Origin of the sequence: Halorubrum sp. BV1 (assembly GCF_000746205.1) — an archaeon.
Taxonomy (GTDB): domain Archaea; phylum Halobacteriota; class Halobacteria; order Halobacteriales; family Haloferacaceae; genus Halorubrum.
The window spans coordinates 704,266-717,051 of record NZ_JQKV01000001.1 but is presented as its reverse complement, the minus strand read 5'-3'; the positions used below and the strand labels follow the sequence as shown (position 1 = coordinate 717,051).

Sequence of the window (12,786 nt, the reverse complement as noted above, 5' to 3'; positions counted from 1 at the left end):
CTACCACCCGAAACGGTTTCACACCGCGTGCGGAACCGACTCTCATGCACCGATACGACATCGAGCGATACCTCAACGTCCGCAGCGCCGGCGGAGCCGACATCGGTCCCGACGGTCGGCTCTCCGTCATCTTGAACACGACCGGCACCGGTCAGGTGTGGTCGCTCGACGCACCGCTCTCGTGGCCTACACAGCGCACCTTCTTCGAGGAGACGGTCTCGTTCGTCGACTCCTCGCCGGAGCGTCCCGAAGCCGTCTTCGGCATGGACGAGGGCGGGAACGAGCGCACGCAGCTGTATCGCCTCAACTACGAGTCCGGCGAGATAGTCGATCTCACCCGCCGTCCGGCGGCGAAACACCGCTGGGGCGGCTGGGACGGCGAGGGAGATCGGTTCGCGTTCGCCTCGAACCGCAGAGACGAGGCCGTCTTCGACGTGTACGTCCAAGAGCGGGCGGCCGAGGCGAGCGGCGACGCCGCGGGCGACCGCTCCGACGCCCCGAGCGACCCGCCCGATCCAGAACTGGTGTACGAGGGCGACGGGTGGCTCTCTGTCGCCGGGTGGTCGCCGAGCGACGACCGCCTCGTCGTCCACGAGGCGCACGCCTCCTTCGACCACGACCTGTACACCCTCGACGTCGAGAGCGGTGAGCTGACACACCACACGCCACACGACGGCGACATCCGCTACGGCAGCCCGCAGTGGGGGCCGGACGGCGACGCGATATATCTGGTCACCGACCACGACAGCGATACGCTCCGCTTGGAGCGGCTGGACCTCGCGACCGGCGAGTTCACCGTCGTCGTCTCCGGCGACGAGTGGAACGTCGACGGCGTCGCGCTTCATGAGGAGTCCCGACGGCTGGTCTACTCGCGCAACGTCGACGGCTACACGGAACTGTCGGTCGGCGAACTGGTCGCCCCCGACCGGATCGACGAACTGCCCGCCCCGGACCTCCCGGACGGCGTCGCCGGCGGCGTGAGTTTCGGTCCCGACGGCGATCGGTTCGCGGTCACCGCGACTGGGAGCACGCACAACGCGAACGTCCATGTGATCGAGGCGACGACCGGAGAGACGGAGCGGTGGACCGCGGCCGCGACGGCGGGCATCCCACCCGAGACGTTCATCGAACGCGAACTGGTCCGCTATCCCACCTTCGATAAACGAGAGATCCCGGCGTACCTCTCGGTGCCGGAGACGGAGCCGCCCGACTCGGGGTATCCCGTCGTCGTCGACATCCACGGCGGGCCGGAGTCCCAGCGCCGTCCCTCGTTTTCGTCGGTCACGCAGTACCTGCTGAACAGCGGGTACGCCGTCTTCGAGCCGAACGTCCGCGGATCGTCCGGCTATGGGAAGGCGTACGCGGCCTTAGACGACGTCAGAAAGCGGATGGATTCGGTGAAAGACCTCCGCGCCGGTGTCGAGTGGCTGCACGACCACCCCGAGATCGACCCCGACCGCGTCGTCGCGATGGGCGGCTCCTACGGCGGGTTCATGGTGCTCGCGGCGCTCACCGAGTTCCCGGAGCTGTGGGCCGCCGGCGTCGACGTCGTCGGCATCGCGAACTTCGTGACGTTTCTCGAACACACCGGCGACTGGCGGCGCGAACTGCGGGAGGCAGAGTACGGCTCGCTCGCGGACGACCGCGAGTTCTTGGAGTCGATCTCGCCGGTCAACAGGATCGACCGCATCCAGTCGCCGCTCTTCGTTCTTCACGGCGCGAACGACCCCCGCGTGCCCGTCGACGAGGCAGAACAGATAGCAGAGCGCGCCCGCGAGCAGGGCGTCCCCGTCCGCAAGCTGGTCTTCGACGACGAGGGACACGGACTCTCGAAGCTGGAGAACCGCATCGAGGCGTACCGCGCGATAGTGGCGTTCCTCGGCGAGCACGTATAGGCGCGCGCTCAGCCGCTCGGCGTCCAGTGATCGGCAGTCCGACGACGCACCCGCGCCGATCGCGGCTCAGTCCCAATCGGGGCCGAAATCGGGGTCGACGCGGCGGTCGCGCTCCTCGATCGCGTCGATCGCGTCGACCTCCTCGTCCGCGAGGTCGACGTCAAGGCTCGCGAAGTTGTCGCGAATGTGGGCCTCGCTCGTCGCCTTCGGGATCGCGGTCACGCCCTTCTCGCGGAGCCACGCGAGGCTGATCTGTGCCGCGCTGACGCCGCGGTCCTCGGCTATCTCCGTGACCGTCGGATTCTCCAAGACTGCGCCGCGGGCCAGCGGCGAGTACGCGACGAGTTCGACGTCGCTGCCGTCCGCGTACTCGCGAAGTTCCTCCTGCTGGAGGAGCGGGTGCATCTCCACCTGATTCGCGAACGGGGCTTCGCCGAGCACGTCGGCCGCGGCGTCGAGGTGTTCGGGTTCGAAGTTCGAGACGCCGATCCGGTCTATCAGGCCGTCGTCGCGCAGTTCGGCGAACGCCGGTAGCGTCTCCTCGGGGTCGTACGCGCCCGCCGGCCAGTGGACGTACAGGAGATCGACGGAATCGACCGCGAGCTTCTCGAGGCTCTCGCGCGTCGAGGCGGCGACATCGTCGGGCGCAAGCTGGTCGATCCAGACTTTCGTGGCGAGAAAGACGTCCTCGCGGTCGACGTCCGCGGCCGCGATCCCCTCGCCGACGGCCGCCTCGTTGCCGTACGCCTGCGCGGTGTCGACGTGACGGTACCCCATCTCCAGTGCCGTCGCCACCGACTCGGTACACTGTGCGGGGTCCTCGTTCTGCCACGTTCCGATTCCGAGAACCGGCATCCCGCTCCGGAGCGGTGCCGCGGGCTGGTGCTGTTGGTCTGTCATCGGACGCGACTACTTGCGTGAGCGGAAAATCCTTTGCGGTACGGGCGGGTGCGGCCGGAACTCGACCGCGAGGTCGACGGGCGCACGCGCGGTCGGCGAACCGCCGTCGCCCGCGTCGGGCCGTCCGTCGCGCGCCGTCAGGCCTCGTCGGACAGCAGCGCGCGCGAGGAGTTCGTCACGACGAGCAGGCTCGACAGCCCCATCGCGACCGCGGCGAAGAGCGGATTGAGCAGCCCGAGCGCCGCGAGCGGGATGGCGACCGCGTTGTACAGGAACGCCCACCCGATGTTTCCTTTCACCCGCCGGCCGGCCGCGCGCGCGAGTTCGAAGACGGTCGCCACGGAGCCGAGGTCGTCGTCGACGATCGCGACGTCGGCGGCGTCGGCCGCCATCGCCGTGCCGCCGCCGAGCGCGATCCCCAGATCCGCCGCCGCGAGCGCGGGCGCGTCGTTGGTCCCGTCGCCCACCATCACGGTGAGTCCGTTGGCTTTCAGCCGCTCGACGGTCTCGGCTTTCCCCTCGGGCGGAACGCCGGCGAACACCGAAGAGACGGCGTCGTGTTCGTTGAACACCGTGGCCGCGCGCTCGTCGTCGCCCGTGAGGACGACCACGTCGACGCCGCGGCCGTCGAGCGCGGTCACCGTCTCCTCCCACCCCTCGCGAAGCTCGTCGCCGACGACGATCACGCCCTCGGCCGCGCCGTCGCGACCGACCGCAACCGGGACGCGTCCGACGTCGCGGGCGTCCGCGACCGCCTCCCGGATCCGGTCCGGCACCGCCCACCCCCGCTCGTCGAAGAGGTCGGGGTGTCCGACGACGACCGGCGTCCCGTCGACGGTTCCGGAGACGCCCCGAGCGTGGCTCTCGAAGTCGGCGACGTCGGGCGACTGCGAGTCGCCGCCGAGCGGTTCCCCGCTTTCCGTCCGGTCGGTCGCCGCCGTCCCGCCGTCGGCGACCGCGGGAGCCGCGTCGTCGTCGCCGGAACCCGTTGGCTCGGCGATGTCGGCGGCGTCGCCCGCCGCTCGCGCCGCCGCGATCGCCTGTCCGACCGGATGAGCGGACCGCTCTTCGAGCGCGGCCGCGAGCCGGAGCAGGTCGTCGTCGATCTCGCGGGCGACTACGCGCATCTCGCCCGTCGTCAGCGTCCCCGTCTTGTCGAAGACGGCGGTGTCGGCGTCGCGGACCCGCTCGAAGACGGTGTCGTCGAATATCACGATGTTTCGCTCCAAGGCGTCGCGGATGCCCGCCGCCACCGCGAGCGGCGTCGCGAGCCCGAGCGCGCACGGACACGAGACGATGAGCACCGTGAGTCCGACGAGCATCGCCCGCGTCACCCCGTTGCCGAGCGCGAGGTTGGCCCCGGCGGCGACGACGGCGATCGACAGCACCGCGGGGACGAAGATGGTCGCCAGCCGGTCCGCGAGCTTCTGGACCCCGTGGTTCCCGCTCTGGAGGTCCCACACCAACTCGGAGACGCGGTCGAGGCTGGAACTCGCGTCCGGGCCGACCGCGACCGTCACGGAGCCGTCGGCGACGACCGACCCGCCGACCACCGCGTCGCCGGGCGTCTTCCGAACGGGCATCGACTCCCCGGTGACCACCGACTCGTCGACCGCGGCATCGCCGTCGACGACCTCGCCGTCGACCGGAACCCGCTCGCCGGCGCGCACGAGCACGCGGTCGTCGGGGGCGAGGGCGTCGATGGCGACCTCCTCGGTCGCTCCGTCTTCGCCATCGTCGCCGTCGGCTCCGGCCCGGGCGACCCGCCGCGCCGAGTCGACCTGTACGGCGGTGAGATCCGAGAGCAGTTCGGTCGCGCGCGACTTGATCGCGTCCTCGTAGCGGTTCCCGACAGTGACGATCACGATGATCGCGACGGTCACGTCGTAGTAGACGGAGGGCGACTCGACGAAGATCACGGCGAGCGTGCTGTAGACGTACGCGCTGACGGCCGCGAGCGCGACGAGGAGATCCATGTTCGGCGACCGCGTCTTGGCGCTGACGTACGCCCCTCTGAGGATCGGCTTGCCCGTCACGAACAGCACGACCGTCGTCAACACCGCGATGACGATGAAAAAGTAGGTGCCGGAGGTCGACGACATCGCCTGATTGAGGTACTCCAGCGTGCGCTCGTTGTAGAAGGGGAACGCGAAGTAGGTGGGGTAGATGATGACGATGTACTGGAGCATGACCGCCATGCCGACGAGCACGCCGGCAGCCAGCCGCGCCGTCGCCATGTTGTCGGCGCGACGGCGCTCGAAGGCGTCGTCTCGGGCGTACGCGCTGTAGCCGAGCCCGCTCACGGCCTCGGAGAGGTCGTCGGTGGAGACCGAGCCGGGATCGTGGTCGATCCGAACCGTGTCCGTGACGTAGCTCGCGCTCGCGGCGCTCACGCCCTCGGTGTTCGTCGCGACCGTCTCGATGAACGCCTCGCAGGTCGCACAGTGCATTCCGTCCACTTCGAGGAACGTCGCCTCGTGGTCGGCCGGAACCGCTGACGCGTCGCTGTCGCCGTCGACGACACCGTCCGCGTCAGCCGCGTCGGCCGCGCTCCGAGCGGCGTTCCCGTCGGCGGTCGCGGTCCGCCGCGAGCGCACGTCGTCGGCGTCGACGTCGACGTCGCCGAGGGCGGCGTACACGTCTCGACAGCCGGCACAACAGAAGCGGTTCCCTTCGTCGTCAGTGACGTCGACGCCGTCGGTCGGGAGGTCACAGAGGGTACAGCCGTCGGCTGCGTCTCCCGTCTCGTTCGACGCGCTCGCGCTCACGTCACATCCCTCCGTGACCGCCGGCGACGTCGAGCGGGTTCCAGAACGGGAGGCTCGGGTGGGGGATGTGGACGCCGACCGCCATCAGCCCGTGCGCGAACAGCACGTAGCCGAGCGCGACGAACGCCAGCCCGAGCAGCCGGTGGACCCGCCTGCGGTGGACCGCGTCGACGCTCTCGATCAGCGTCCCGTAGAGGAACACCGCGGGCATCGTCCCCACGCCGAGCGCGCCAAGCGCGACCGCCCCGCTCGTCGCCGACCCGCTCGCGAACGCGTAGAGGTACGCCGGGTAGAGGATCGGACACGGGAGCAGGCCGTGGAGCGCGCCGAGACCGACGATCCCGGGACCGTTCGCCAGCCGGTCGACGTAGCCCGTGAGCCAACCGGTGACGCGGTCGAGCCCCGGAAGGTGGACCCCGCCCGTCGCCCCGCCGAGCGCGTACCGGACGCCGACGACGATGACGGCCGCGCCGACGCCGAGGCCGACGACGCCGCGGACCGTCTCCGCCGCGCCCGTGATCGTCGCGGTCGTGACGAGCACCGCTCCGCCGAGCGCGCCGAACGCCGCGCCGATGAGGGTGTAGCTCGTCGCCCGCCCGAGGTTGAACAGGGCGTGCTGGCGGACCTCGTAGGTGGTGAGGTGGCTGCCGCGGCGGTCGGTCGCAGCGTCGCGACCGCCGCGCGTCTGTCCCCCGGTCGCGCCGCCGTCCGTCCGTTCGCCTCTCCCCTCGCGCATCCGTCCGGCGTAGACGGTGACGAGCGGGCCGCACATCCCGATACAGTGGGCTCCGCCGAGGACGCCGATGGCGAGAAACAGGAGGACGTCGACTCCGAGGAGCGTCGAGATGGCCATGTGAACTCAGTCGGTCTCGGTTGGGGTCGCGTGCGGTAATGCGTTTCGACGGACGGATCGGTTCGGTCTGTGACCGCGGGCGTCGACGACGCGACGGGTCACTCCTCCACGGTCACCGTCCCGACCATCCCGCCGGTGAGGTGTGGGATACAGACGTAGTGGTGCGTGCCCGGAACGGTGAACGTGTGCGAGAAGCGGTCGCCGCTCTCTAATCCGCCACCGAAATCGCTCTCCCACTCGGTCAGCGCGGTCTCGTAGTCGTCGTAGCCGCCGGACGCGAAGTACGCCGCCCCGTCGGGGAGTTGACTCGCCGTGACCGTGTGGGTGCGCGCGCTCGTGTTCTCCCAGACGACGGTGTCGCCGACGGCGACGGTTATCTCGGCCGGCCGGAAGGCGGACGCCATCATTCCCACGTCGTACCCCGGGTCGCCGCCGACGCCGGCACAGCCGGCGAGACCGATCGAGGCTCCCACGACCCCGAGCGCGCCGGCCCGCCGGAGGAACCGTCTGCGGTGCATACCGAACGTGAGGGCTCCGGTCGTTTCAATATCGCGGTCGCCCCCGTCGAGCGGGAACGCTCCCTGCGGCCGCCTCTCACCGAGCGGCGGAGGAGGCCTGCCCGACCCGCTCGACCCGCACCGCGTCGGGCGCAGACGACTGATCGACGACGGCCACGGACGACTGATCGACGACGGGATATCGGCGACTCGGGACATCGCGGGGGCGCACGCGCGGCCGCCGAGAGACAAGCGCTAAACCCGCGGCGGCGGTGTCTGAGATATGAAACAGGCCATCGTCGCTCGGACCGACATCGGGATGGGCCAGGGGAAGCTCGCGGCGCAGGTCGCACACGCGTCGCTGTCGGCGTATCAGGACGCCGGGAGGCGCGCCCGGAAGAAGTGGCAGGGGGAGGGACAAAAGAAGGTCGTGCTCAAGGGCGACTCCGAGAGCCAACTGTTCGCGCTGGCCGACAAGGCCGACACGGAGGGGCTCCCCTACGCCATCGTCCGCGACGCCGGCCACACCCAACTGGAGCCGGGAACCGTCACCGCGCTCTCGGTCGGACCCGCCCGCGACGAACTGGTCGACCGCGTGACCGGCGACCTCTCGCTGTACTGACCGATGACGGACGAACGCGCCGAAAGCGACGGAACCGACACGTCGGTCTCGCACCGCGAGAGCCATCCGATAGAGCGCGCGGTCGGCATGGACCACTACGTCAGCGACGCGGACGGAATCGGGGGACGGCTCCGCGAGACGCCCGACGATTTCCGCGTGCGAGAACTGGAGGCGTTCGAGCCGGAGCCGATTGACGTCGACACGGGAAGTTATCCCGAACTCGTCGTCCGGGTCACGCTCCGCGACTGGGACACGAACGACTTCGCGCGGCGGGTCTCCGACGCGCTCGGAATCAGCCGCGAGCGCGTCTCGTGGGCGGGAACGAAGGACAAACGCGCCGTCACGACCCAGCTTTTCACCCTCCGCGGGGTCGACCCCGACGACCTCCCCGAGATCCGCGGGGCCGAGATCGAGGCGCTCGGACGCGCCGGGCGCGGGCTCACCTTCGGCGACCTCGCCGGCAACGCCTTCGAGATACGGGTCGCAGGCACGGTCGCCGACGCCTCCGATCGAGTCGTCGACGTGACGCGGGATCTCGCCGCGTTCGCGGGCGGGGGAGACGGAGTCGACGGGATTGGGACCGACGGGATGGAAACCGACACCGCGGTCGTCGACGGCGCGACCGTCGCCGTCCCCAACTACTTCGGTCAGCAGCGGTTCGGGAGCCGCCGGCCGGTGACTCACCGCGTCGGGCTTGCGATCGTCCGGAACGACCCGCGCGAGGCGGTCCGGCTGTACGCGGGCAACTCCGCGCCGGCGGAGCCGGACGACACGCGGGCCGCGCGCGACCGCGTCGACGCCGCGTTCGGCGTGACCGGCGACGCGGGTGAGGCGAGCGGTGCGTCGGAGGAGACGAGCGGTGAGCCGGCGGGCGCGACCGTCCCCGCCGTCGACGGCACCGGCGACGGCGACTGGGCGGCCTGTCTCGACGATATCCCGCGAAAGCTTCGGTTCGAACGCTCCATGATTCACCGGCTCGCGGACCGAGCTGTCCCCCCAGACACCCCGCGCGATCACGACGACTGGTGGCACGCGCTGGAGGCCGTCCCGTCGAACCTCCAGCGGCTGTTCGTCAACGCCGCGCAGTCGGCCCTGTTCAACCGGATCGTGAGCGAGCGTCTCCGACGCGGAATCCCCTTCGACCGCCCCGTCGCCGGCGACGTGGTCTGTTTTTCGGACGCCGACGCGCCAGACGAACTGTACGCGCCGGACACGGACCGGCTCCAGCGCGTCGACGCCGACCGCGTCTCCGTGGTCACCCGCCACTGCGAGCGCGGTCGTGCGTTCGTCACCGCGCCGCTCGTCGGCACCGACACCGAAATCGGCGGCGGCGATCCCGGTGACATCGAGCGTGCGGTGCTCGACGACGCCGGAATCCGCCCGAGCGACTTCGCGCTGCCCGACGAGTTCGACTCGGCCGGGACTCGGCGGGCGATCCTCCTCCGCTCCGATCTCGACGTGACCGTCGACGGCGGCGACCCGCGGTTCGCGTTCGCACTCCCGAGCGGCTCGTACGCGACCGTCCTCCTCAGAGAGTTTACGAAATCGGGTCCGCTTGACGGCTGATCGCCCGGGCGGCAGAACAGACGAGGGACAGACTGTCTCTCACTCGAGCGATTTCTCCCGGTTCTGGAACTCGCCGCCGCACTCACACGTTCCGGGGTGGGTCTCCGACGAGACGAGCCGTCCACACTGGAGGCACTCGTACGTGGACTCGGCGTCTGGACTGTTGGCGGCCTCGACGTCTTGGTTATGAGGCATACCCGTAGCCTCGAACCGGCTGGTGATAATATTAATCCTCATAGGTATATAAGGACAAAAGAGGTAGTACATAGACTCTCCACCACCCCGAATCACTCGCTCTACGCCTCCGGCGATACGGGTGTGGCGAGTCCCCCGGCTGTGGCTATTCGTCGTCGCCACTCGACGCACGCCGCCCGTACCACAGCGCGAGAGCGGCGATACATAGCCCCTCGACGCGCGCGACGGTGTACACCCACGACCGAAGCTCGTACTCGGAGTCGTCCGTCGTCGCTAGCGACATCGACGCGTCGGCGAGACGCCTCGGGAACAGGAACTCGACGACGCCGAAGACCGCGAGCAGTACTCGAAGTATCATGATTTATTATTATACTTGTGTGTATAAATCGATGCCGGCGATTCGCTCGGTCTGAGAACGGCGATCGACGGCGGTTCGGGACATACTGATCCATATATATGGATCAACTCGGCACTCTTCGATCGAAAACCCCCACGATACTGTGTCTCGTTCCGAGCCGTTTTTGTGCGCGAGTCCGCAATCGGGGGCATGACCCGAATCGTCGTCATCGACCTCCACGGCCAGTTCACGCACCTCGAACGGCGCGCGCTCCGCGACATCGGCGTCGACACCGAGATCGTCTCGGCAGACACGCCCGCAAGCGAGGTGGACGCAGACGGGATCGTCCTCTCCGGCGGTCCCGACATGGACCGCGTCGGCAACGCGCCCGACTACCTCGACGGCGACGCGCCCGTCTTCGGAATCTGTCTCGGGATGCAACTAATCGCGCGCGAGCGCGGCGGTGTGATCGGCGGCGGCGACTACGGCGGGTACGCCGACGTCGACGTGGAGATCGTGGACGACGAGGACCCACTCGTGGGGTCGCTCGCGCCGGAAACCCGTGTCTGGGCATCTCACGCCGACGAGGTGAAGGAACTGCCCGACGGGTTCGTTCGGACGGCCACCTCCGACGTCTGTGGCATCGAGGCGATGGCAGACGTCGAAGCGGACCACTACGGCGTCCAATGGCACCCCGAGGTCGCCCACACCGAACGGGGCGACGAGGTCTTCGAGAACTTCGTGGCCATCTGCGAGTCGGCTTAAGCGTCGCTCTCAGTCTCGCATCGTTCCGTCTTCGGTCGGCGTCCGCACCGTCAACACCGGAACCGAGCTGTGGCGCACGACCCGCTCGGCCACGGAGCCGGCGGAGAGAAACCGACCGAGCCCGGTTCGTCCCTCCGTACCCATCACGATCAAATCGACGCCGTAGTCGCCCGCGGCGTCGAGGATCTCCTCGTGTGGTCGCCCGCGCCGGAGGTGTCGCTCGACGGGGATACCCCGACGCTCGCCGGCGTCGGCCACCGCGTCGAGCGCGTGCTCGCCGCGGGCCTCCTCGCGTTCGACGACCATATCCCAGTCGGCCGCACCCGCGATCGACTCGTCGACGACGAACAGCGCGTGGACCCGAGCCTCCGCGAGCGCGGCGAGTTCGCAGGCGTGTTCGACGGCCGCGTCGCTCCCGCGACTCCCGTCGGTCGGACAGCAGACGGCGTCGTACATTCACGCGGCCCGCGCCGAGCGGGCGGCGCGTGTCGACGGGTCGAGGCCCGCGGGCGTCACAGCCGGTAGCGTCGAATCTGCTCGGTCCCGCAACTCGGACACTCCCTGCGGTACTCGACGGTCGCGCCGGAGGTCGCCGCCTCCCATTCGCCGTCGTCCACGAAGCCGCACTCCTCACAGGCGTGCGGTCGCCCGTCGAGCCGCGCGCGCAGTCGGTCGAACGCCGAAGTGCCGCCGTAACTCGATGACATGTGGTACCATGTCACGGTGGGGCGAGTAATAAGTACCGGTGCCACCGCACGGTAGTCACTCCCGATCGTCTGAGTTCGGACGCAGTCACCCGGGACCGCCGGCCGTGACGACCGATCGGTTCTGGTGGTGCGTCACTCCGCGAAGAGTTCGTCGACTGCCTCGCCGGCCGTCTCGGCCGCCTCGCGGGCGACCGCATCGGGGTCGGGCTCGGCGTCGTCGGGCACGTTGAGGTACACGTCGACGTCGAGGACGCCGTCTTCGAACGTGACGGTGACGTCGAGGTCGGTCACCGTCGACTGGTCGTAGTGTTTGAACACGATACCCTCGGCCGCCTCGGCCGCGGCGTTCACCACCGCGGCGTCGCTCGGGCCGTCGACCGAACGCTCACCGCTCGATTCGTCGCTCATCGCCGCTTACGCGCCGCCCGCGCCCGGACCGCCCGGACCCATCGGACCGCCGCCAGCGCCGCCCTGGAGCATCTGCTGCAGTTCGCCCTGCAGGTCGTCGAACTGCTCTTCGACGCGTTCCTCCTGTTTTTCGAGCTGCTCGGCGCGCACTTCGAGCGAGTCGACCTTGTTCTCGAGGTCCGCGCGGGCGGACTCGTAGTCGGTCTCGACGAGAACCTCGCCGATCTCGCGGTACATTCCGGCGTCCTCGTCGACGTCTTCGAGGGCGTCGAGCGCGGTCTTCGACTCGTTGAGCGCGGACTTCGCCTGCTCTTTCTGTTCTGCGACCTGTTGGGCGGTCTCTTGGAGTTCCTGCAGCTCCTCGATCTTCTCCTGTGCCTCGGGCGGCATGTTCCCTTGCATGGACGGAACGTGGCGACCCGGACGGAAAAACCCCCGACTTCTCCGACGACGAGAGAAAACCGATATACAGGCGTTTACGCGCCTGAATACCGTGCATTAGCAGCTCAAACGAAAACCGGCATTCGCCGTCTCGTCGGACCAGACGATCCGCCGTCCCACCGGACCGGACGACCCGTCACCGACTGGCGGGGGCGCTGACCTGCTCTGCGACCGCGACGAGACGCGACCAGCTGTTGATCCCGGCGCGGAGCGCGACGAGGTCGTCGGCGACGACGCGGACGCGGACCGCCTCACCGTCGCGTTCGACCGTCGCGCCCGAGCGATCGTCGTCGATCTCGTCGACCTCGGGCGCGAGCGCGTCGCCGACGAGCCGGGCGCGTCGCTCGGAGGGATAGGTGAACGAAAGAATCGTTTCGTGTCTACGGGCCATCGAGGGGATCGCCACGGTCGGCGCTTCGTCCGGTGGTTACTCGACGTTGACTTCCTTCACGTCGCCGCCGCGCTCCTTCAGGAGGACGCGGTGGCCGCAGTACGGGCAGCGCACGCCGCCGTACTCGTCGAGGGTGACGTCGCGCTTACAGCGGGAGCACTTGTAGCTCATTACCTACTCCTCGTCGGCGAGCGCGGCGCGGATGGAGCGGCGGACGGTGCGGCCACCCGGCGTCTCGGGGCGGTAGGCTCCGCCGGTGAACGTCTCGCCCGTCTCCTCGTTGACCCAGATGCCCGTCCCGACGCGTTTGACGTCGTCGCCGTCGACGGTTGCGTTGCGCATCTCCTCTTCGATGTCCTGAACCCGCTTGCGGGAAACGCGGCCGTAGCGAGCGCCGAATCGGCCCGCACTCCCGGTGCTTCGTGCCTTGTCCTCAGCCAT

General features: G+C 69.3%; 17 protein-coding genes. 4 read left to right on the top strand and 13 right to left on the bottom strand.

Annotated elements, in window-relative coordinates; translation table 11 throughout:
- The first annotated feature begins 44 nt into the window (after positions 1-44).
- Positions 45-1,895: a S9 family peptidase gene (locus EP28_RS03545; RefSeq protein WP_049982614.1), complete on the top strand. Its 1,851-nt coding sequence runs from the start codon at positions 45-47 to the stop codon at positions 1,893-1,895.
- A 66-nt stretch (positions 1,896-1,961) separates the two neighbouring features.
- Here the strand turns inward: EP28_RS03545 and EP28_RS03540 are convergent, their stop codons facing one another.
- From EP28_RS03540 to EP28_RS03525, 4 genes are all read right to left on the bottom strand, one after another.
- Complete coding sequence (locus tag EP28_RS03540; RefSeq protein ID WP_049982815.1) at positions 1,962-2,750, bottom strand: aldo/keto reductase; 789 nt, start codon at positions 2,748-2,750, stop codon at positions 1,962-1,964.
- A gap of 182 nt (positions 2,751-2,932) precedes the next feature.
- Entirely contained in the window at positions 2,933-5,563 is a 2,631-nt protein-coding gene (locus tag EP28_RS03535; RefSeq protein WP_049982613.1) for a heavy metal translocating P-type ATPase, read from the bottom strand.
- A 1-nt stretch (position 5,564) separates the two neighbouring features.
- On the bottom strand, positions 5,565-6,416 hold the full coding sequence (locus EP28_RS03530) for a sulfite exporter TauE/SafE family protein (protein ID WP_049982612.1): 852 nt from the start codon (positions 6,414-6,416) through the stop codon (positions 5,565-5,567).
- 98 nt (positions 6,417-6,514) lie between these two features.
- Positions 6,515-6,934 carry a cupredoxin domain-containing protein gene (locus tag EP28_RS03525; RefSeq protein WP_049982611.1) on the bottom strand — a complete coding sequence of 140 codons (420 nt, stop codon included), beginning with the start codon at positions 6,932-6,934 and terminating at the stop codon, positions 6,515-6,517.
- A 262-nt stretch (positions 6,935-7,196) separates the two neighbouring features.
- Between EP28_RS03525 and pth2 the strand changes: the two genes are divergently transcribed.
- Both pth2 and truD read left to right on the top strand, forming a co-directional pair.
- The gene (gene pth2 / locus EP28_RS03520) at positions 7,197-7,535 is read left to right on the top strand and encodes a peptidyl-tRNA hydrolase Pth2 (protein WP_049982610.1); all 339 of its coding nucleotides are present in this window, start codon (positions 7,197-7,199) and stop codon (positions 7,533-7,535) included.
- Between the two features lie 3 nt (positions 7,536-7,538).
- The gene (gene truD, locus EP28_RS03515) at positions 7,539-9,101 is read left to right on the top strand and encodes a tRNA pseudouridine(13) synthase TruD (protein ID WP_049982609.1); all 1,563 of its coding nucleotides are present in this window, start codon (positions 7,539-7,541) and stop codon (positions 9,099-9,101) included.
- Between the two features lie 39 nt (positions 9,102-9,140).
- Here the strand turns inward: truD and EP28_RS14050 are convergent, their stop codons facing one another.
- Both EP28_RS14050 and EP28_RS03510 read right to left on the bottom strand, forming a co-directional pair.
- Positions 9,141-9,296 (bottom strand): rubrerythrin-like domain-containing protein, encoded by a 156-nt coding sequence (locus EP28_RS14050; protein WP_155118423.1) that lies wholly within the window; start codon positions 9,294-9,296, stop codon positions 9,141-9,143.
- Between the two features lie 145 nt (positions 9,297-9,441).
- A complete protein-coding gene (locus tag EP28_RS03510) occupies positions 9,442-9,654 on the bottom strand; it encodes a hypothetical protein (RefSeq protein WP_049982608.1) in 213 nt (70 codons plus the stop codon).
- A 189-nt stretch (positions 9,655-9,843) separates the two neighbouring features.
- Here EP28_RS03510 and EP28_RS03505 point away from each other — a divergent pair, with 189 nt between their 5' ends.
- Positions 9,844-10,398 carry a GMP synthase subunit A gene (locus tag EP28_RS03505; protein WP_049982607.1) on the top strand — a complete coding sequence of 185 codons (555 nt, stop codon included), beginning with the start codon at positions 9,844-9,846 and terminating at the stop codon, positions 10,396-10,398.
- Between the two features lie 9 nt (positions 10,399-10,407).
- Here EP28_RS03505 and EP28_RS03500 read toward each other — a convergent pair whose 3' ends face one another.
- From EP28_RS03500 to EP28_RS03470, 7 genes are all read right to left on the bottom strand, one after another.
- Positions 10,408-10,854 carry a universal stress protein gene (locus tag EP28_RS03500; RefSeq protein WP_049982606.1) on the bottom strand — a complete coding sequence of 149 codons (447 nt, stop codon included), beginning with the start codon at positions 10,852-10,854 and terminating at the stop codon, positions 10,408-10,410.
- Positions 10,855-10,910: 56 nt separating this feature from the next.
- Positions 10,911-11,105: an HVO_0649 family zinc finger protein gene (locus EP28_RS03495; protein ID WP_049982605.1), complete on the bottom strand. Its 195-nt coding sequence runs from the start codon at positions 11,103-11,105 to the stop codon at positions 10,911-10,913.
- A 132-nt stretch (positions 11,106-11,237) separates the two neighbouring features.
- Positions 11,238-11,513 (bottom strand): DUF3194 domain-containing protein, encoded by a 276-nt coding sequence (locus tag EP28_RS03490; RefSeq protein ID WP_049982604.1) that lies wholly within the window; start codon positions 11,511-11,513, stop codon positions 11,238-11,240.
- A gap of 6 nt (positions 11,514-11,519) precedes the next feature.
- Positions 11,520-11,903, bottom strand: a complete 384-nt coding sequence (locus EP28_RS03485; protein ID WP_049982814.1) for a prefoldin subunit beta — start codon at positions 11,901-11,903, stop codon at positions 11,520-11,522.
- A 187-nt stretch (positions 11,904-12,090) separates the two neighbouring features.
- Entirely contained in the window at positions 12,091-12,345 is a 255-nt protein-coding gene (locus EP28_RS03480; RefSeq protein ID WP_049982603.1) for a KEOPS complex subunit Pcc1, read from the bottom strand.
- 36 nt (positions 12,346-12,381) lie between these two features.
- Positions 12,382-12,516 (bottom strand): DNA-directed RNA polymerase subunit P, encoded by a 135-nt coding sequence (locus EP28_RS03475; RefSeq protein ID WP_004049526.1) that lies wholly within the window; start codon positions 12,514-12,516, stop codon positions 12,382-12,384.
- Between the two features lie 3 nt (positions 12,517-12,519).
- Positions 12,520-12,786, bottom strand: a complete 267-nt coding sequence (locus EP28_RS03470) for a 50S ribosomal protein L37ae (RefSeq protein WP_006114269.1) — start codon at positions 12,784-12,786, stop codon at positions 12,520-12,522.